The following is a 19,777-nucleotide window of genomic DNA, read 5'->3' as shown; positions in this document are numbered from 1 at the left end:
CGATTATGAACATGCCGAACGAACAGGCCGCGCTCATGCAGGCCGAAGAACAAGCACATAACGAGACCAGTCAAGTGCCCTACGATAAATCGGATTTGACCTTGCGCGACCGGCTGATGGCCGCCGGCATTCTCATCGATACGGGCGAAGACGGCCTCTATGGCCGCAGCGCGGTGTTCGAGGATGTGGTGGACCGTCTCAACAACGCGATCACGTTGCTCGGCGCCGACCAGCACGCGGAATCGTTGCGCTTTCCGCCGGCCATGCGCCGCCGCGACTTCGAAGACAGTGAGTACCTGAAGAGCTTCCCGAACCTTGCCGGCACGATTCACTCGTTCCAGGGCAATGATCGCGGACATCATCGTCTGCTCGAAGCGCTCGACAAGATCGTGCATATCGGCGAAGAAGAAGAGCGTTCCGATGACTGGATGGATCAGCAAAAGCCGACGCGTCTCGTGCTCACGCCCGCGGCCTGTTATCCGATCTATCCGCTCGTTGCCAAGCGCGGCAACCTCGCCGAAGACGGCGCGATCTTCGATGCGTTCTCGTATTGCTTCCGTCACGAACCGTCCATCGATCCGGGCCGCATGCAGATGTTCCGCATGCGCGAGTACATTCGCGTGGGCAGCCCCGAGCAAGTAATGGCGTTCCGTCAGAAGTGGATCGAGCGTGGCTCGCTGCTCGTGAATCTGCTGCAACTGCCGTTCGAAATCGATCTGGCTAACGACCCGTTCTTCGGACGCGGCGGCAAGATCGTGGCCGACAGCCAGCGTGCGCAAGAACTCAAATTCGAACTGCTCGTGCCGGTTGCAACGCCCGATCGTCCGACCGCATGTTTGTCGTTCAACTATCACATGGACCACTTCGGCGAGTTGTGGAACATCCGTCAGGGCAATGGCGAAGTGGCGCATACCGCATGCGTGGGCTTCGGCATGGAACGTACGACGCTTGCGCTCTTCCGTCATCACGGTCTCGATGTGAACGCGTGGCCCGCCGCAGTGCGTGAACTGCTGTGGGGCAATGCGGCGCCGCTCGTCGCCGATGGCCTCGGCACACTGGGCAAAGACGCATGAACGCACGCTCGCCCGAGCACGCCGTGACTGGCGCGTCCAACGAACAGTCTGCCGCTCAAGACGAAGCGAGCCGCCATGCGTTGCATCGCGGCGAGCGCGTCTGGCTGGAGACCAACTGTTACGTCGATCTGTGGATCGAGCTCTTGCACCACTACGGCTGCGATCCGCACGCCGCATTGAGCTTCACCGTGACGCAGGCGTTCGAAGGCGATCAGTTCACGTTCCCCAAGTTCTCGCTCGACGACATCTCGCGGCTCTACGGCCTGCAGGCCCAGGAGCTCGCGATTTTCGACACGCTCGAAGCTCACGTGCGCGAGCAGACCAAACGCGGACACGTAGTGGTCGCCGAAGTGGATGCGTTCTATCTGCCCGACACGCGTGCAACCGCGTACAAGCAGTCGCATTCGAAGACGACCATTGCAGTCGACTCCATCGATGCAGCGGCAAAGCGCATCACGTACTTCCATAACGCGGGCTATTTCGCGTTATCAGGCGAGGACTATGACGGCGTGTTTCGCCTGATGCCAGACCTTGCAAGCGACGTGCATGCGCTCTTTCCGTACGTGGAGTTCGTCAAGCGCGCGCGTGCGCCGCTCGAAGGTCAGGCGCTGGTGCAACGTTCGGTCGATCTGCTCAAGCTGCGCTTGCTCGATCGTCCGACATCGAACCCCGTCTCGCAGTGGCGCGCGGAGTTTCCCGAGCATCTACGTGCATTGCTCGAACGGGATGTGTCTTACTACCATCTCTACACGTTCAACGTGATGCGCCAGCTCGGTTCGAACTTCGAGTTGCTGTCGAAGTATCTGGTGTGGCTCAATGCGCACGGCGTCGAAGTGCCTGAGGCAATCCAGACGAGCGCGCAATCCATGGCGAACGAAGCGATGGTCATGCAGTTCCGCCTTGCGCGGGCGCGCATGCGTTCACGGCTCGACCCGTGTACCGACTGCCTCGATTCGCTCGAAGCATCTTACGAGAAGGTCATCGAACCGCTCGCCGCGCGTTTTCTTTGAAGCACCGGGGCCACGCTGCTCGCGTGGCCCGTGCTTCGTTCATCATGTTCATCTTCGCCCATAGAAGGAAGGAACATGCATTCCATGTCCGATATGTCCAACGCTTGCCTGCCGCAACGCCTCTCCGAAGGGTGGACGTGCACGAGCACGGCTGCGGGCGCTTGTGCGACGCCTGCATCGCTCGATGAAAGCGCGCATTGGATCGATGCGCCCGTGCCCGGCACGATTGCATCGGCGCACCGTGCAAACGGCGTTGGTGAAGATGCGCTCGCGCAGCCCTATGCGATGTCGGATCACTGGTATCGCGTGCGCTTGCAGGGTGAAGGCAAGCGGCGCGTGCGCTTCAATGGCCTCGCGACGATTGCCGAAGTGTGGCTCGATAACGACAAGCTGCTCGACTCCGATTCTATGTTCGTCGCGCACGATGTCGATCTGAATCTGCAAGGCGACGCGACGCTTTATCTGTGCTTTCGTTCCATTCAGCCTGCACTTGCCGCAAAACGCGGCCGTGCGCGCTGGCGTCCGAAGCTCGCGCAGCCAGCGACGCTGCGCAACGTACGCACGACCTTGCTTGGACACATGCCCGGATGGTGCCCGCCGATTCAGCCAGTGGGTCCGTGGCGCGCAGTGGAACTGATCGGCGAAGCGCGCAATGGCATCGAGCGTATCGAGCTTGCGCCTTCAATCGATCGTGCCGATGGTCTGCTCGACGTCACTGTACATTTCTATCATCCGCAAGAGCCGGAGGAAATGCATGTCGAATGTGGCGATGGCGAGGCCACGGCGCCGCTGCAATGGCGTGACGCGCATACGCTCACGGGACAAGTGCGCGTGCCGCAAGCGCGGCTCTGGTGGCCGCATACGCATGGCGCGCCATCGCTCTATGCCGTGACCTTGACGAGCGAAACGCTTGGTCGTATCGCGCTTGGTCAGATTGGTTTTCGAAATATCGAAGTGGATCGCGGTGCGGACAAGACGGGCTTTCAGATCATCGTCAACGGCGTGCCGGTGTTCGCGCGCGGCGCATGCTGGACTTCCGCCGATATCGTCGCGCTCGACGCATCGCGCGACAAGCTCGCGGCCATCTTCACCCTGTGCCGCGATGCGGGGCTCAACATCATTCGCGTGAGCGGCATCACGCTTTATGAATCCGATACCTTTTACGAACTCGCGGACGAATTCGGCATTCTGATCTGGCAAGACTTTGCGTTTGCCAACTTCGACTATCCCTCGGACGAGGCATTCAACCGGAGCGTGCAACTCGAAGCAGAACAGTTTCTTGCGCGCACGCGGCGTTTTGCATCGCTTGCAGTGCTATGCGGCGGCAGCGAAGTGCATCAGCAAGCGGCCATGCTGGGTCTGCCATTCGATGCCTATCAACAAGGCCTTTTCACGCAACTGCTTCCGGAAGTCATCGCCAAGCATCGCGCCGATGTGGCGTATGTCGTGAACTCACCGAGCGCCGCGCCCGGCGACAGCGTCTCGATGCCCTTCGGCACGCGCGGCGGCATCACGCATTACTACGGCGTCGGCGCATATCAGCGCCCGTTCGACGACGCGCGTCGTGCGCAAGTACGTTTCGCTTCCGAATGCCTTGCGTTCGCGAATGTCCCCGACGATGTCACGCTGCGCTCTGTACCGAATGCGGCGCGCGCGCATGAGCCACGCTGGAAGACAAGCGTGCCGCGCGATCCCGGTTCCGCATGGGACTTCGACGATGTGCGCGAGCACTATCTGCGCGAACTGTATCGCGTCGACGTGGCGCGTCTGCGTTATGAAGACCCCGAGCGCTATCTCGAACTGTCTCGCGCCGTCGTCGCCGATGTGATCGGCGCTGTGTTTTCCGAATGGCGTCGCGAAGGTTCGACCTGCGCGGGCGGCATCGTATGGAATCTGCTGGATCTGCGTCCGGGCGCGGGCTGGGGTGTGATCGATGCGCGTCACAAGCCCAAAAGCGCGCTGCATGGGCTTGCGCGCGTGCTTCAGCCTATTCAGGCGCTGATTACCGATGAAGGCCTCGACGGCCTCGATGTGCATCTCGTCAACGAGACGGCTCGCAAGATACGCGCACGCGTCGAACTGTCGTGCTTGCGCGATGGCGCGGTGAAGGTCGCAGGCGGTGCGAGCAATGTCGTGCTATCTCCGCGCAGCGTGCAGCGTATCAAATCGGCTTCGCTGCTGGGCGCGTTCTTCGACATCGCCTATGCATATCGCTTCGGTCCTCGCGCGCACGATGTCACGCATGTGCTTCTGCGCGATCAGGATACCGGCGCGGTATTGTCAGAAGCTTTCCATTTTCCCGATCCTTCCATTGGCGAGCGACGTGATGTCGGATTGAACGCGACCATCGGTCAGGATGACAAAGGCTGGTTCCTCGACATTGCAACGACACAGCTTGCACGATGGGTGCACGTGGTCGATCCGGACTATTACGCGAGCATCGACTGGTTCCATCTTGCGCCCGGCGTGCCGCGTCGCGTGCCGCTCGTCGCGCGAAGCGCACAAGTTCGCGCGGCGCCCGAAGGCGATGTGTTCGCGGTCAATGGATCGAAAGGTGCGGTGTATCGCGGTTGAGCAGTCTCGCGATTATCGGGCTCGCAACGCATCTACGATGCTCAGCCTCGCAGCACGTACGGCAGGCAGAAAGCCACCGACGAACCCCATGATCATCGAGAATAAAACCGTTTGAATAACGACCGATGGCGTGAGCACGAATCGGAACGACAGGTCCGCGAACGTCTGAAAATTGGTCGTCGAAAACGAAGCGAACTGCATGAGTGCCGCGCAGCCGAGGCCGACGAGTCCACCGGCGAGTCCCAAAAGCAGCGCTTCGAGCAGAAACGCAATCAACACATCGAAGCGCTTGAAACCTAACGCGCGAAGCGTTCCAATCTCCGCGACCCGGTTCGCGACCGAGGCATACATGGTGATCATCGCGCCGATCATCGCTGCTATCGAAAAGATTATCGAAAGCGTGATGCCGAGAATATTGATGAACGTGGATAGCGCCTTCGACTGATCGCCGTAGAACACTTGCTCGCGCTTGGCTTCATCGGCAAGACGAGGATCGACGTCGATATCCGCGCGAAAGCGGTCGAAGGCATCGCTGCGGGCAAGCCTCACGACCATCGACGAATAACTCGTGCGGCGAAACGACTGCATGAGTTGATCGACATCGCCCCATATCTCCGAATCGAAGCCGCTGCCGCCTGCATCGAAGTGGCCCACCACGGTCCAGTCGCGCTGAGCGAAGCGCAAATGATCGCCAATGCGCGTGCCCGCAAAGCCCTTGGCGATACTGCTGCCGACGATGATCTCCGAAGACCCGTGACTGAACATGCGCCCCGCCGTAAGCCTCACTTGCGGCCGCAGTTCGACGCCAGTCGGCGATACGCCGCGTATCACGACATTCGCTGGCGTATTCGAACCGAGCTTATAGAGCGAGATGAGCACCACGGTCTCTTTGGATGCGAAGGGCTCACCCTCGCCATTCATCGCGACAGACGGATGCATCTCCATCACGTTCGCCTGACTGCGGTCGATCGAGCTTTGAATCTCCGTTTCCGCGCCTTTGCGAATGACCACGACGTTATCGCGTTCGCCCGTGGACACGAGCGTTTTCTTGAGTCCCGCATCGAGCATGAGCACGGTCGAGAACACGAAGACGACGAGCGCGAGACCGCCTGCGGTCAACATCGTCGTGAGACGGCGAGCCCATAGATTGCGCGCGATGTATGAAACGGGAATGGCCATATGCTCGCCTTATCCGATCGCTCGCAAGCCTTCGACGATCCGCACGCGGCTCGCCTGCACCGCCGGTACGATCGCCGCCGCCAGCGCGATGACGAACGCGCAGGCAGCTTGCAGCATCATCGTTTCGTGCGAGACGCGAAAGACCGGAAACACGCCGCCTGTCGCATTCTTGAAGAAATCGGCGACCGGCGGTGTCGCGAGTATGCCGATTGCACCGCCCATCGTGCAAATCGCCAGCGACTCGCCGAAGACGAGCACGCTAAGAAACGTGGGTCCGAATCCAAGCGCCTTGAGCGTGGCGTATTCGACGGTGCGTTCGCGTGCGCTCATGGCCATTGCATTGGCCATCACGGCCATGATGATGAGAATCACCACGTAAGAGACGACACGTATGGCCGCAATGATCTGATTAGACATCGCGACGAAGCCCAGCTGAAACGCTTGCTCGGTTTCGGTAAGCGTCTCCGCAAGCGAGTTCTTGAAGACGTTGTCGACATTGCGCGATACGGTGGCCGCCTGATCCGGATTTCCGATGCCCACGACATACACGCCGACCTGATCCACTTGACGCTTGGTGGTCTTGCGAATCGTCTCGTTGAGATATTCCCAGTGAAAGATGAGTTGCCGCGTGATGGTCGATTCGTCGCGCCCTTCCATGATGCCGCGCACCACGAAGTCCCACGTTCCTGGATAGATCGTCCCCTTGAGAGGAATGACGTCGCCCACTTTGAAGCCGTATTGCGTCGCAAGCTGTCGCCCGATGAGCACGCCCTTGCGATCGCGCTGGTAATCGGAGCGCGCTTGCGGCGTGACGATGTACTCGGGATAGAGATCCAGATAGTTGTCCGATACCGCGAATTGCGCGAAAAAATTCTTGGGGTCGCGATAGATGCCGCCGAACCAGTTCGAGCGTGCAACCAGCGTCACGCCATCCACGCCGCGAATGCGATTCTCGTATGCAAGAGGCAGAGGAAACACCAACGAGATGGCATTGCGAGTGACCAGGCGCGCGTTGGATGCCGCAGCCGCGCCCGCGTACCACGCATCCACGACCGTATGCAGCAGGCCGTATGCAAGCACCGCAATCGTGAGGCCCAGCACGGTCAGCGCCGTGCGGAGCTTGTGACGCGTGGCATTGCGCAGAATGAGCTTAAAGACGAACATGATTCAGCGCACCGCGCCGTCGATCAACTCGCCCTTCTCAAGATGCACCAGCGCCTTCGCGGCATTGGCGGCATGCGCGTCGTGCGTGACCATGATGATGGTCTTGCCAACGCGTTCATTCAGGCGTTGCAGCATCGTTAGGACTTCGGCCGCAGAAGTGCGGTCGAGATCGCCCGTGGGTTCATCGGCGACGATCAGCTTCGGGTCGGTAATCAAGGCGCGTGCAATCGCCACGCGCTGCTGCTGGCCGCCGGATAGCTCCGACGGATAGTGAGTCGTGCGCTCGCTCATGTTGACCATGTCCAGCACCATCGCGACACGTTCACGCCGTTCGGCGCGCGATAGGCGCGTGAGCATCAACGGCAATTCGACGTTCTCGAATGCGGTGAGCACCGGCATCAGGTTATAGAACTGGAAGATGAAGCCGACATGAGCCGCGCGCCAGTCGGCAAGCGCGGACTCCGGCAAACGCGTGATATCGAGCCCGCCGACAAGAAGCTCGCCGCTGTCCGGCCGGTCGATGCCCGCGATCAGATTGAGCAACGTGCTCTTGCCCGAGCCGGACGGTCCCATCAACGCGACGAAGTCCCCTTCGGCGATGGACAACGAGATGTCGGTCAGCACGGGCACCGTCTGCACGCCGCGCCGGTATGACTTTACGACGTGACTGATCTGGACCAGAGGTGCGGTGCTCACGTTACTTCTTCGCCAGCGTAACGCTGGTGCCGTCTTTGATCTTGTCGTTTGGCGCGAGTACCAGCGTATCGCCTGGCTTGACGCCTTGCACCGCGAGCAGGTCGCCGATATGTTCACCCGTTGTCACGGGCCTCTGAAGCGCCTTGTCGTTCTCGACGATGAACACGACCTGCTTGCCATCGCGCGTGACCACTGCTGCGGGCTGAACGGCCACCAGCGCCTTCTTCTGTTCAGGCGGTACGGGCTTCGAAAGGAACGCGACCTTCGCGCTCATGTCGGGCAGCACGCGTGGATCGTGTTCGACGAAGCGCACTTTCACGAGGACCGTGGCCTTCGAACGGTCGACCGTTGGCACGATGCGCGATACACGTCCCGAGAAGCGAACATCGGGCAGCGCGTCGAGCTGCATTTCGCATGGTTGATCGACCATGATCTTGCCGATGTTCGACTCCGCGACATCCGCCTCGACTTCGAGCGTCTTCATGTCCGCAATCGTCACGACCGCACCCTTGCTGTCCGATGCCGACGAGAACGGCGTGATGTTATCGCCCACGTTCGCATGCTTTTCGAGCACGACGCCATCGAAAGGCGCACGAATGATGGTCTGGTCGACGGCTACGCGCGCCGCGAGCGCATTGGCTTGCGCCGACACGATCGTGGCTGCGTCGCTATTCACGGCTGCCTTGGCCTTGTCGAAGCGGGCGCGGTCGCTGTCGTGCTGAGACGCGGGAATCGCGCCTTGGGGAGCGAGGATATCGGAGCGCTTGAGACTGATCTCTGCGTCCCTCAACTCGGCGCGTTGCAACTCGAGGTTGGCTTGAGCGACTTTAACTTGCGCCTCGGCTTGTGCAAGCGAAGCGGACACATCATCGCGTTCGAGCCGCGCAATCACCTGGCCTTCCTTTACAGGCGTACCCTCGAGTACACCAAGCCATTCCACGCGGCCCTGTCCCTTCGATGCGACCGCCGCCTTGCGTTGCGGCACGACGTAGCCGGTCGCGTTGAGAAGCGTATAGCTTTGCGATGGATAAACCGACGTGACCGTAGCGGTCTCCACCGTTTGCAGCCCGGCAAAGCGCAAGCCGAGGCCCACGAGTACGAGAATGATCGCAGCGACGAGCACATGGCGAAGCCACGGACGCCTGCGTCGCGGGACGACGGCAGCGGGACTGCGGTCGATCTTGAGTTTGTCTAAATCGTGTTCGGCCAATTTGTCTGGAGTCGCGCCGCGGGTGACCTTGGAGCCGCTTGAGGACGGCTATCCGGTCGTGGGTCGTCATGCAATGGACAGGCAACCAGTATAGCGCCCGCAGGCCGCCCGCTTTCATTGCCTTTACTGGGTCGATGGAATTTTGCATGCGGTATGCCGACTACAAAATGCCATGCCTTTAACGCATAGTCGGAAGTTCAAGTGCCGCGCGCATGCTTGAGATCGAGCGCAATGAAATCGACGAAAGCCCTTATGCGCGCGGACATCTGATGCCGTCCGGAGTACACGGCGTAGATGTCCGCATTGGGCGTCTCGTAATCGGGCAATACGGCGACGAGCCGGCCATCCGCCAGATAGTCTGCAATGTCCCATTCAGCTCGCATCAGAATGCCGTGTCCTTCGAGCGCCCATTTGACGGCGATTTCGCCATCGTTGGTCGTGAGATTGCCCTTGATGCGCACCGCCTCCGTCTTCTGCGCAGCACCCCGCCCGCTCGTCAGCCGCCAAACGCCGTACGCTTCGTCGCCCTGCCGGATGCCGATGCAGTTATGCCGCGTGAGATCGTGCGGCGTCGCAGGCAAACCGTGCGTGGCGACATAGCCCGGCGCCGCGCATAGCAGCCGACGATTCGACGCGAGACGCCGCGCGACCACACGCGTATCCGGTGGCTCGCCAAAGCGAATGCAAACATCGAACGTGTCGTCGGTGAGCGGCGGCGGCGCGACCGACAACTGCAATTGCACCGACACTTGGCGGTGCCGCGCAACGAATCGAGAAATGGCGGGCGCCACATGACTGCGCCCGAAGCCGAGCGTCGCATTCACGCGAAGCAGGCCCTTTGGACTCTTCTTCGCGCTGCCAAGCAGCTCCGCAAGTTCGTCGATTTCGTCGAGAATGCGCCGCGCGCGCTCCAGATAAAGCTCGCCCTCGGGCGTGAGCATCATGCGGCGCGTCGTGCGATTGACGAGTGGCACGCCTGCCCGCGCCTCCATTTGTGTCAGGCGCTTGCTTACTGCCGCTGCCGTGAGGCCCAGTTCCCGCGCCGCTGCGCTCAGGCTGCCCGATGTCGCGAGCGTCGAGAAAAAGCTCAGATCGGCCGGCTGAACGGTCTCGGCCATGCGCCCTCACTTGTGAATCAAAGTTAAAGATGCTTTGAGTTTAGCACCGGTTTCTTATCCTTAAGTTGGGTAGAGTGAGCTCACACACCCACATCGAGGAACGGAGACATGAAAACTTATCGCATCGCAACCATCCCCGGCGACGGCATCGGCAAGGAAGTCATCCCCGCTGGCCAGCAAGTGCTCGAAGCGCTTGCCAAGACGTCGCGTAATTTTGCATTCGAATTCGAGAGTTTCGACTGGGGCGCGGACTATTACCGTCAGCACGGTTCGATGATGCCCGCCGATGGCCTCGATGCCATCCGCGACAAGGACGCAATTCTCTTCGGTTCGGCAGGCGACCCCGGCGTGCCCGATCACATCACGCTGTGGGGCCTGCGCCTGAAGATCTGCCAGGGCTTCGATCAATACGCCAACGTGCGCCCGACGCGCATTCTTCCCGGCATTGACGGGCCGCTCAAGCGTTGCAAGCCCGAGGACCTCAATTGGGTGATCGTGCGCGAGAACTCCGAGGGCGAATATGCGGGTGTGGGTGGCCGCGTGCATCAGGGTCATCCGATCGAGGCGGCAACCGACGTCTCCATCCTCACGCGTGCCGGTGTCGAACGCATTATGCGTTTTGCATTCAAACTCGCGCAGTCGCGTCCGCGCAAACTGCTTACGGTCATCACCAAGAGCAATGCGCAGCGCCATGCCATGGTGATGTGGGACGAAATCGCGCTGCAGATTTCAAAAGAATTCCCGGACGTGAAGTGGGACAAGGAACTGGTCGATGCCGCCACCGCGCGCATGGTCAACCGTCCCGCCACGCTCGATACGATCGTCGCGACCAATCTGCATGCCGACATCCTGAGCGACCTGGCCGCCGCGCTCGCGGGCAGCCTCGGCATTGCGCCGACCGGCAACATCGACCCGGAACGCCGTTATCCGTCGATGTTCGAGCCGATCCACGGTTCCGCTTTCGACATCATGGGCAAGGGGCTTGCCAACCCGATCGGCACGTTCTGGTCGCTCGTCATGTTGCTCGAACACCTGGGCGAAACGGAAGCCGCCAAGCGTGTGATGGATGCCGTCGAAGCCGTGACAGCCGATGAATCGCTGCATACCGGCGATCTCGGCGGCAAGGCGACGACAGCGCAAGTGACGGCTGCCGTGTGCGCGTTTGTCGAACGCGTGGAAGCCGCAGCCGCCTGAATCCGCATTTTGTATGCGATGGACCCCGGCCGCGTGCCGGGGCGCTTGACCGCGATGCAACGCACATCGCGGCAACAGGACGCTCGCGCCTAACGCCTGAGTCTTTCCGCACCGTTCCTTAGAAGAGCACCGCTCGCCTCCCAAGGAGGAGACACATGCATACCCCATCCGAGTCCGGCGTGGAAGCCCGCGTCAATCGCAAGCTGGCATTACGCATCATTCCGTTCGTCATGCTGCTTTACTTCATCAGCTTTCTCGACCGCGTCAACGTCGGTTTTGCCGCCATGACGATGAACAAGGCCATCGGCCTCTCGCCCACCGCCTTCGGACTGGGCGGCGGATTGTTTTTCATCGGCTACTTTCTGTTCGAAGTTCCGTCGAATCTAATTTTGCATAAAGTCGGCGCGCGCATCTGGATTGCACGCGTGATGGTCACGTGGGGCATAGTCTCCGTTGCATCCGCATTCGTGGCAGGTCCGACGAGCTTCTACCTCCTGCGCTTCCTGCTCGGCGTCGCGGAGGCCGGATTCTTCCCCGGCGTGATTCTTTATCTCAGCCTCTGGTTTCCGGCCAAGCAGCGCGCCGTGGCCGCCGCATGGTTTATGGCAGCCGCGCCGATCTCGACCGCCATCGGCTCGCCGTTGTCTGGCGCGATCATGCAGATGCCGCCGATCTTCGGGCTCGCAGACTGGCAGTTGCTCTACATCATCGAAGCGATTCCGGCCATCGTGCTCGGCTTCGTCGTCCTCAGGTACCTGACCGACACGCCCGCCCAGGCACATTGGCTCGCGAGCGAAGAGCGCGAATGGCTCATTGCAAGGCTGAAAAGCGAAGCCGACGCGAAGCAAGCGAATGCGGGGCATACGGAAGGCGCTTTGAATGCATTACGCGATCCGCGTGTGCTGGCGCTAGCGCTCATTTATTTCGGCACGTCGGCGGGTCTTTATACGCTCGGATTGTGGGCGCCGCTCATCATCCGTCAGTACGGTTTCAGCGCGCTGGAGACGGGGCTCATCAACGGCATTCCGAGCGTGATCGCCGTCATTGCGATGATCTTGTGGGCCCGGCATTCGGACCGCATGCAGGAACGCACGTGGCACGTGGTCATTCCGTGTGCGCTGGCTTGCGTCGGCTTCTTCTTTGCAGGTCAGGCGACGACGGCGCTCTTTATCGTACTCGCGCTCATCGTTGTCAACGTGGGCATCAGCGCCGCCAAGGCTCCGCTCTGGGCCATGCCAAGCATGTTCCTCTCCGGTGCAGGCGCGGCGGCAGGCATTGCGATGATCAACTCCATCGGCAACCTGGGTGGCTTCGTGGGACCGTTCGCCATCGGCTGGCTAAAGAATTCAACCGGTAGCTATGCCGCGGGCCTGTACGTCGTGGGCGCGACGCTCGCCATGTCGGCGGTCATCACGCTAATGTTGAGCCGCAAGGCGAAGAGCGAGCGGGAGCATGCGGCGGCCGCGCGAATGTGAAGCTGCGCGGCTTTTATTTTAAGATAGCCGCTTCATCAGACTCAGCGCGTGCGCCAGAGGAAGCGAAGTGCTTTTATCGAAGAGAAAGAGTAAGACGGCTATCGGCGCGGCTGGCATGCTGCTAAGTGTATTCATTATTTTGCATGCACCTTGCGCGTGGAGTGCTTCGGCCGATGCAGGCGTTGCGAGCGGCGCGGGCATTTTGTCGGCGGACGCGCTCCCTGCCGACTTCACCGGCGACGATCCTCAACACGTCAGAGACGCGCTTAGCGGCAAGCCGTCGCCCAGCCAGCCGCCTTCCATTACTAGCCGCCTGCGCGGCTTTCTGGACCGTCCGCTGCAACGCTTGCGCAAGTCCACGCAATCCGCATCCGCATCCGCATCCGCGACGCAGACAGCGGCGCAAGCACAGGCAAATGCGCAAGCCGATCCCACTTTTGCATTCGTTATTCCAGCGTCTTACGGCGTCCGATACCAGACGAAAAAGAAGCTGCTTAGTGTGAACGTCTCCCTTGCCGCGCCCACGCAACCGGACGCCATCCTGCTCAAGGAGACGGTGAAGGGCCAGAGCGGTCGCAAACTGGTCGTGGCGCCCGAGGCCAAGGCTAAAGGCTTCGTCCAGACTTTCGACGTGATACAGCTTGGCGTTGAAGGCCGCGCAAGAACGAACGTGCGCGGCGGTGCAATCCTGGCCGATTTCGATAAGACGCACGGCGACGGCGACTTTGCGATTCTGCTGATCTGCACGCTAGAGCCGCCATATCTCATCGACCGCGTCGAACATAACGACCCCACGGATGAAGAGCCGACCGACATCACGCGTAGGACATCCACGCTGCATGGTCGCGTCGACGCCGTCTGGCTCATCGATCGCAAGACGGGAACCATCGTCACCAAGCGGCTCAATCTCGTGAAATGACGCTCAAGCGTCGAACGTCGCGTTCGAATCCAATGGATAAACCGGCCGCTTGAGATTGCTGAACGAGAAGAGCTCATAGTCCGAGCTCGTGACGCCCCGGCTGTCGCACTCCACCAGACCACCGGCAATCGGCACGAACACCGGCCGGCAATACATGCGCGACTTGAGGATAAGAAAGCGCGCGCCGCGTGGATCGATACCGACGCTCTCGAATACACCGAGATCCCAAGGCTCATGCGTGCGTTCGGTGACAAGAATCCGCGCGGCCGGTGTCTCGATGACGGCGGCGCGGCCCATATAAGCGCGCTGGCCGGTATAAGTCGGACCGCTGATGATGTACTCGCCACTTGTCAGGGCACGCACCACGCCTGTCACCTCGAGCGGAGGCTTGCCGCGCGATGCGACGCTCGGGAGCTTGTTGCCTATGCCGACTGTGACCGTCGCGCCGATGCCAGCATCGAATAACGTTGCCACTGCTTGCGGGTCGCATAGCGGGCCGACGACGATGCCATCGAGCCCTTGTACAAGGGCTTCTTCGAATGCGTCGGTGGTGTCGCACGTGCCGCCCGACATGCAGTTGTCGCCGTGATCGAGCAGCAAGACGGGCTTGTCGGCTTCTTGCGCCAGCTTCACGCCTTCCGCGATAGATGCTGCAAGCGGTGCGCTGCGATAAACGAAGGCCTCGCGTTCATTCCAGATCTGCTGCGCGATCTGGTTCGCGACTTTTTGCGCTTTGTCGATGTCGCCATTTGCAACCACGACTACGCTAATGCAAGGCGACGCGATATCCGCGAGAGAAAAGCCCGACAGCACCGAGACTGCGAGCACTCCTTCCTCTCCCTCCGCTGCGCGTGCCGCTTCGATGGCGCGCTTCATCGCACCGCTTGCCGTCGCGCTTCTCAACGTATGCGTGAGGAGCGGCGGTTGGGCCCACGCGATGACAGGGGTCACCTTTTCATCGATGAGATTGAAAAGCAGGCGGGCCGCGTGCTCGCCGCTTTCATACATATCCACGTGCGGATAGGTCTTGAAACTCACGATCACATTTGCATTGTCGATGATCTTCTGCGTGACGTTCGCGTGCAGATCGAGCGAGACTGCAATGGGCGCGTGCGGCAATGCCTTGCGTACACGTTCGAGCAAATCGCCTTCGCCGTCCGGCGAATTTTCCGCAACCATGGCGCCGTGCAGGTCGAGCATCACTGCGTCGCATCCTTGCGCGGCTTGGACGATAGATGCGCATATCGCGTCGTAGGCTGCTGCGGCGACCGGGCCGCTAGGATTCGCCGATGCGGAGATAGGCGTGACGATCTCCGCCTTTACGCTTTCAGCGGCGTCGATGAAAGCAGACATCGCGGTGCGCATACCCGCGTTTTCCTGATATGCGGCTTCGTTATAGCAAGGGCCGTCGCGACCGAATGCTTCGAGCGATGTCGCCACAGGCGAGAAAGTATTGGTCTCATGATTCATCCGGGCGATCAGAATTTTCATGCTTACGCTCCTTCTTGAGCCGGTGCATTTGCGGCACGCAGCATGACTTGAAGCAGCACGTTACAGCCTGCTTCGAGATGATCGGCCTGCGCATCCTCTATTTCATTGTGGCTAATGCCATCCTTGCACGGCACGAAGATCATGGCAGCGGGCGCAACGCGCGCAAGGTACACCGCATCGTGACCCGCGCCGCTTATCGCATCCATCGACGTATAAGCTAGTGCATTGGCGCTGTCACGCACCGAATCGACCAGCGATGAATCGAACGGTTGCGGTGCAAAGTAGACCACTTCGTCTACCGCTACAGGCAACGACGACTTGGCGCACATGTCACGCAGGGCGGCATCCATCTCATCGAGCGTGGCGTCGTCGGCAGCGCGGAAGTCGACGGTTAGCTTCACACGGCCCGGGATCACATTGCGCGAATTCGGATGTACGTCCACCCAACCGACCGTACCGCGTCCATGCGGAGCATGCGAGATCGCAATGCGATTGACCTCGCGGATAAGATCGGCTGCCACGAGCAACGCGTCACGGCGCAGTTCCATCGGCGTGGGTCCTGCATGCGCCTCCATCCCCTCAATGGTCACGTCGTACCATCGTTGACCGAGCGCTCCCTGCACCACGCCGATCACTTTGTCATTCGCTTCGAGCACTGGCCCTTGCTCGATATGCGCTTCGAAATAAGCACCGACGCGATGCGCCGCGACGTGTTCACCCTCATAACCGATCGACGCGAGCGCATCGCGCACGGAGATGCCTTCGCGATCCTTTTGCATCAGCGCGTAATCGAGTGTGAACGCGCCAGCAAAGACGCCTGAACCCATCATGACTGGAACGAAGCGCGACCCTTCCTCATTGGTCCAGACCGCGACTTCGAGCGGCGCGACAGTGCGTACATCGTTGTCGTTCAAGGTGCGCAGGACTTCGAGGCCGGCGAGTACGCCATAGTTGCCATCGAACTTTCCGCCTGTCGGTTGTGTGTCGATATGACTGCCGGTCATAACGGGAGGCAGGTCGTCACGCAAGCCCGCACGACGCGCGAAGATGTTTCCTATTGCATCGATGCGCACCGTACATCCAACTCCCTTCGCCCAAGCGACGAAGAGATCGCGCCCTTTCTTGTCGAGTTCGGTTAGCGCCAGACGACACACGCCACCTTTATGCGTCGCGCCGATGCGCGCGAGTTCCATCAGGCTGTTCCAAAGTCGCGCGCCGTCGACGCGCAAGCCAGCATGCGCTGGCAGATCGAGCACTTGCATCGGAATTCCTTCGATAGTTGCAGATGAAAATTTTCAGCCTTCGATGCACTCAAACGACGCCTACTCCTAGATACCGGTCTTTAACGGAGTCGTCGGTAATGAAGACGTCGTTGCTGGCTTCGTACACGATACGGCCTTGCTCGATGATGTAATGTCGATCCGCAAGCTGAGTACAGACCTCGAGATTCTGTTCGACCAGCAGGATTGCCACGCCCGCTTCCCGAATCAGCTTGAGTTGCGCCACGATCTCTTCGACGATCACGGGGGCAAGGCCTTCCACGGGTTCATCGAGCATCAGAAGCCGCGGATGATTCATGAGCGCACGGCCGATTGCCAGCATCTGCTGCTCACCACCCGACAGTTGACCACCGCCATTCGTGCGGCGTTCCTTCAGACGAGGAAAGATGCGATAGATGTCCGTCAACTGCCAAGGCGATTGCTTACGGGCGCCAAGACGAAGATTCTCTTCCACTGAAAGCAGCTTGAAGATACCGCGATGCTCCGGAACAAAACATATCCCGCGCGCGGCAATCTTGTGCGGCTGCATTTTCGCTACTTCAATGCCTTTGAATTTCACACTGCCCTGTTGCGGGGTTACGACGCCGGCAATACTCTTTAACGTCGTCGACTTTCCCGCGCCATTGCGGCCAAGCAAAGTGACAGTCTCGCCGTCCCGAACGCTAAGCGTCACGCCTTGCAAGACGTGACTTTTCCCATAGTATCCGTGGATATTCTGTGCTTCGAGCATCAGGCACGGCCTCCGGTAATCATGTTGCCGAGATATGCGGTACGCACGCGCTCGTCGCCGCGAATATCGCCAGGCTTGCCTTCGACCAGTACCCGCCCCTGCTGCATGACCGTGATCGTGTCGGAGATATCCATCACGATATCCATGTTGTGCTCTATGAGAACGACGGTATAGTCGTCGCGCAAACTGCGGATCAGTTGCTTCATGTCGTCGAGATCGTCGATTCCCATCCCGGAAGTCGGCTCATCGAGGAAAATTGCCTTAGGACGAGCCGCGAGCGCCATGCCTACTTCAAGTCGCCGCTGCTGACCATGCGAAAGCGCGCTTGCGAACGTCGACGCGAAACGTTGCAAAGAAAGGCGTTCAAGCACGGCATCCACTGTCTCGCGATGCTCAAGCGCACCACGCGGCGGCGTCCACGCATTGAGCGCGCGCTTTGCGTCCACACCTTGCGCCGCGAGGCGAAGATTCTCGCGCACGGTCAGATTGGCGAAGAGACTCGTTACCTGGAACGATCGCGCGATGCCACGCTTCACGCGCCGATGATCGGGCTCATGTGTGACATCGTGTCCGTCGAACGTGATATTGCCTGCCGTGATGGGCACGGTGCCCGTGAGCACGTGGAACAGCGTTGTCTTGCCCGCGCCATTCGGACCGATGACCGAATGGACCGTACGGCTCGCTATACGCAAGTTCACCTCGGTCAAGGCGGCGAATTTCCCATAGCGCTTGACGACATTCCTTGCTTCGAGAAGGGCCGTGCTCATGTTGCCTCTCCCTGATTGCGCCTGACCGCGCGCCAGACGCGTTCGCCAAGGCCCCACAAGCCACGCTGCATGAAAAGGCTTACAGCGATCAACACGAGCCCAAGCAGGAGCAGCCAGCGCGGCCAAAGCGTGCTTAACCAATCAGCGAACAGCACATAGAAGGCCGCACCGAGGACCGATGAAAACAGATTGCCCGTACCGCCAATCACCGTCATCATGAGAATCATCTCGCTCGTGTGATAGTCGATGTTAGACAGCGGCGCGATACCGGTCATCATGGCGTGCAGCGCGCCCGCCAAGCCCGTGACCGCACCGGAGATGACAAAGGCCGCGAGCTTGAAGCGCCTGACGTCGTACCCAACCGCGGCCGCTCGGGCTTCGTTGTCGCGAATAGCCAGCAATGTGCGACCGAATATCGAATGCGAGACACGCATCATCAGCCAGAATGCGAGCAAGAAAAGCACCGCCACGAACGCGTAATACTGCCAGGGTGAGGTTATCGAAAAGAGTGTCTTGCCCAAGATGGACAAAGCGGGACGGGGGATATCGAGAAGACCGTTGTCACCGCCGGTTAGATCGGGCGTCGTGTAGGCGAGAAAGTAAAACATCTGGCCGAATGCGAGCGTCAACATCACGAAATAGGCACCGCGCTGACGGATGGAAAACCATCCGACGATGGCTGCGGCAACCGCTCCGGCAAGCACCGCCCCTAATAAGGCGACGGGAGCCTGTAGACCGAATTTCGTTAGAATGAGACCCGCGCTATAGCTGCCTAGTCCAAAGAAAATGCCTTGTCCAAAAGAGAGCAACCCTGTGTGTCCCAGGAGCAGATTGCACCCCAAGGCCGCAAGCGCGTAGACAAGTACTTCGGTCGCAAGCGAACCCGAACGTATCGTCATGGGCAATATGCAAACGACCAATAAGGCAAGCAGCAAGAAGCGATAGCGATGAAGCGCTTGCCGGGGCGACGAGCTTTGCGGCGCGTCGACGTCCAGCGCGTTCGAATCCTGTTTGGAAATCACACTGCCCTCCCGAGCAATCCATTCGGACGCAGCAATAGGACAGCGGCCATCGCGACATAGATCATGAGCCGCGCGCCTTCGGGCCATAACGTGCTCATCACGCTCTGAACAATACCGACCAACAAGCCGCCAACAAGCGCGCCAAGGAAATTACCCATGCCGCCCACCACGACAACCACGAAGGCCACGCCCAAAGCTTCGATACCCATGAATGGATCGACGCCGCGTATGGGTGCGGCAAGGACGCCTGCAAGCGCTGCCGTGCCCGCGCCGAGCGCGAACACGAGACTGAAGACCCGCGTCACATTGATACCGAGCAAGGACACCATCTCACTGGATTCACTGCCCGCGCGAACGGCGCTACCGAGCCGCGTGCCTTCGAGTACCCACCAGAGAATGGCCGCGAGCACTGCCGTGAATCCGATCACGAAAAGGCGGTATTTCGGATAGACGAAGCTGCCCCAGATCACGACGCCATTCAGCACATCCGGCACCGCTACGTTGTCGCCGAGCGGTCCCCATAGGATGATTGCGCACTCCTGCAGCACGAGTGCGAGGCCCACTGTCGCGAGAATATGAAACTCGTGCTGCTGCGCATAGACGTGCCGCAGTACGATCTTTTCTACTATCCACGCAAGCACGCCTACTACAACCGGCACGACGATGAGCGCCATCCAGAAGCTCATTGACCACTGCATCGCCTGATAACAGAAATACGCACCAAGAAGGTAGAACGCGCCGTGCGCGAAATTCACGAAGCGCAGGAGCCCGAATACGATCGACAAGCCGACCGCGAGCAGAAAATACAGCATCCCCACGCCGATGCCGTTCACGACCTGCAACAGATAAACGTTCATGGCCTTGGCTCAAAAGAG

At 60.2% G+C, this 19,777-nt stretch carries 17 protein-coding genes; 6 read left to right on the top strand and 11 right to left on the bottom strand.

Annotated features, from left to right (window positions below; translation table 11 throughout):
• Positions 1–5 precede the first annotated feature (5 nt).
• The 3 genes from LDZ28_RS29425 (at position 6) to LDZ28_RS29415 (ending at position 4,657) form a co-directional block, all read left to right on the top strand.
• Positions 6–1,073: an amino acid--[acyl-carrier-protein] ligase gene (locus LDZ28_RS29425; protein ID WP_370652278.1), complete on the top strand. Its 1,068-nt coding sequence runs from the start codon at positions 6–8 to the stop codon at positions 1,071–1,073.
• Complete coding sequence (locus LDZ28_RS29420) at positions 1,070–2,083, top strand: DUF1839 family protein (RefSeq protein ID WP_244831279.1); 1,014 nt, start codon at positions 1,070–1,072, stop codon at positions 2,081–2,083. The genes LDZ28_RS29425 and LDZ28_RS29420 overlap by 4 nt, the downstream gene beginning before the upstream one ends.
• A gap of 84 nt (positions 2,084–2,167) precedes the next feature.
• On the top strand, positions 2,168–4,657 hold the full coding sequence (locus tag LDZ28_RS29415; protein WP_370652277.1) for a glycoside hydrolase family 2 protein: 2,490 nt from the start codon (positions 2,168–2,170) through the stop codon (positions 4,655–4,657).
• A 12-nt stretch (positions 4,658–4,669) separates the two neighbouring features.
• On the opposite strand, the gene LDZ28_RS29410 is transcribed toward LDZ28_RS29415, so the two are convergent.
• The 5 genes from LDZ28_RS29410 to LDZ28_RS29390 all read right to left on the bottom strand — a co-directional run bounded on the left by LDZ28_RS29410 (position 4,670) and on the right by LDZ28_RS29390 (position 10,024).
• Positions 4,670–5,836, bottom strand: a complete 1,167-nt coding sequence (locus LDZ28_RS29410) for an ABC transporter permease (RefSeq protein WP_244831277.1) — start codon at positions 5,834–5,836, stop codon at positions 4,670–4,672.
• A gap of 9 nt (positions 5,837–5,845) precedes the next feature.
• Positions 5,846–7,000 carry an ABC transporter permease gene (locus LDZ28_RS29405; protein ID WP_244831276.1) on the bottom strand — a complete coding sequence of 385 codons (1,155 nt, stop codon included), beginning with the start codon at positions 6,998–7,000 and terminating at the stop codon, positions 5,846–5,848.
• 3 nt (positions 7,001–7,003) lie between these two features.
• Positions 7,004–7,696, bottom strand: a complete 693-nt coding sequence (locus LDZ28_RS29400) for an ABC transporter ATP-binding protein (RefSeq protein WP_244831275.1) — start codon at positions 7,694–7,696, stop codon at positions 7,004–7,006.
• Between the two features lies 1 nt (position 7,697).
• Entirely contained in the window at positions 7,698–8,906 is a 1,209-nt protein-coding gene (locus LDZ28_RS29395) for an efflux RND transporter periplasmic adaptor subunit (protein WP_244831274.1), read from the bottom strand.
• A gap of 197 nt (positions 8,907–9,103) precedes the next feature.
• Entirely contained in the window at positions 9,104–10,024 is a 921-nt protein-coding gene (locus tag LDZ28_RS29390) for a LysR family transcriptional regulator (RefSeq protein WP_244831273.1), read from the bottom strand.
• Between the two features lie 108 nt (positions 10,025–10,132).
• Here LDZ28_RS29390 and LDZ28_RS29385 point away from each other — a divergent pair, with 108 nt between their 5' ends.
• From LDZ28_RS29385 to LDZ28_RS29375, 3 genes are all read left to right on the top strand, one after another.
• Complete coding sequence (locus tag LDZ28_RS29385) at positions 10,133–11,218, top strand: tartrate dehydrogenase (protein WP_244831272.1); 1,086 nt, start codon at positions 10,133–10,135, stop codon at positions 11,216–11,218.
• Positions 11,219–11,373: 155 nt separating this feature from the next.
• Positions 11,374–12,693: an MFS transporter gene (locus tag LDZ28_RS29380; protein ID WP_244831271.1), complete on the top strand. Its 1,320-nt coding sequence runs from the start codon at positions 11,374–11,376 to the stop codon at positions 12,691–12,693.
• A gap of 115 nt (positions 12,694–12,808) precedes the next feature.
• The gene (locus LDZ28_RS29375; protein ID WP_244831270.1) at positions 12,809–13,612 is read left to right on the top strand and encodes a hypothetical protein; all 804 of its coding nucleotides are present in this window, start codon (positions 12,809–12,811) and stop codon (positions 13,610–13,612) included.
• Positions 13,613–13,615: 3 nt separating this feature from the next.
• Here LDZ28_RS29375 and LDZ28_RS29370 read toward each other — a convergent pair whose 3' ends face one another.
• The 6 genes from LDZ28_RS29370 to LDZ28_RS29345 are packed head-to-tail and all read right to left on the bottom strand — an operon-like array spanning position 13,616 to position 19,759.
• Entirely contained in the window at positions 13,616–15,103 is a 1,488-nt protein-coding gene (locus tag LDZ28_RS29370; protein ID WP_244831269.1) for a M81 family metallopeptidase, read from the bottom strand.
• 2 nt (positions 15,104–15,105) lie between these two features.
• On the bottom strand, positions 15,106–16,365 hold the full coding sequence (locus tag LDZ28_RS29365; protein WP_244831268.1) for a Zn-dependent hydrolase: 1,260 nt from the start codon (positions 16,363–16,365) through the stop codon (positions 15,106–15,108).
• Positions 16,366–16,414: 49 nt separating this feature from the next.
• Positions 16,415–17,113, bottom strand: a complete 699-nt coding sequence (locus LDZ28_RS29360; protein ID WP_370652276.1) for an ABC transporter ATP-binding protein — start codon at positions 17,111–17,113, stop codon at positions 16,415–16,417.
• Entirely contained in the window at positions 17,113–17,880 is a 768-nt protein-coding gene (locus LDZ28_RS29355; protein ID WP_244831267.1) for an ABC transporter ATP-binding protein, read from the bottom strand. The genes LDZ28_RS29360 and LDZ28_RS29355 overlap by 1 nt, the downstream gene beginning before the upstream one ends.
• Positions 17,877–18,875 carry a branched-chain amino acid ABC transporter permease gene (locus LDZ28_RS29350; protein ID WP_244831938.1) on the bottom strand — a complete coding sequence of 333 codons (999 nt, stop codon included), beginning with the start codon at positions 18,873–18,875 and terminating at the stop codon, positions 17,877–17,879. Before LDZ28_RS29350 ends, LDZ28_RS29355 begins: the two co-directional genes overlap by 4 nt.
• A gap of 23 nt (positions 18,876–18,898) precedes the next feature.
• The gene (locus LDZ28_RS29345; protein WP_244831266.1) at positions 18,899–19,759 is read right to left on the bottom strand and encodes a branched-chain amino acid ABC transporter permease; all 861 of its coding nucleotides are present in this window, start codon (positions 19,757–19,759) and stop codon (positions 18,899–18,901) included.
• Positions 19,760–19,777: the final 18 nt, after the last annotated feature.

Origin of the sequence: Caballeronia sp. TF1N1 (assembly GCF_022878925.1) — a bacterium.
GTDB lineage: Bacteria > Pseudomonadota > Gammaproteobacteria > Burkholderiales > Burkholderiaceae > Caballeronia.
This window is presented reverse-complemented; position numbering and strand designations above follow the sequence as displayed.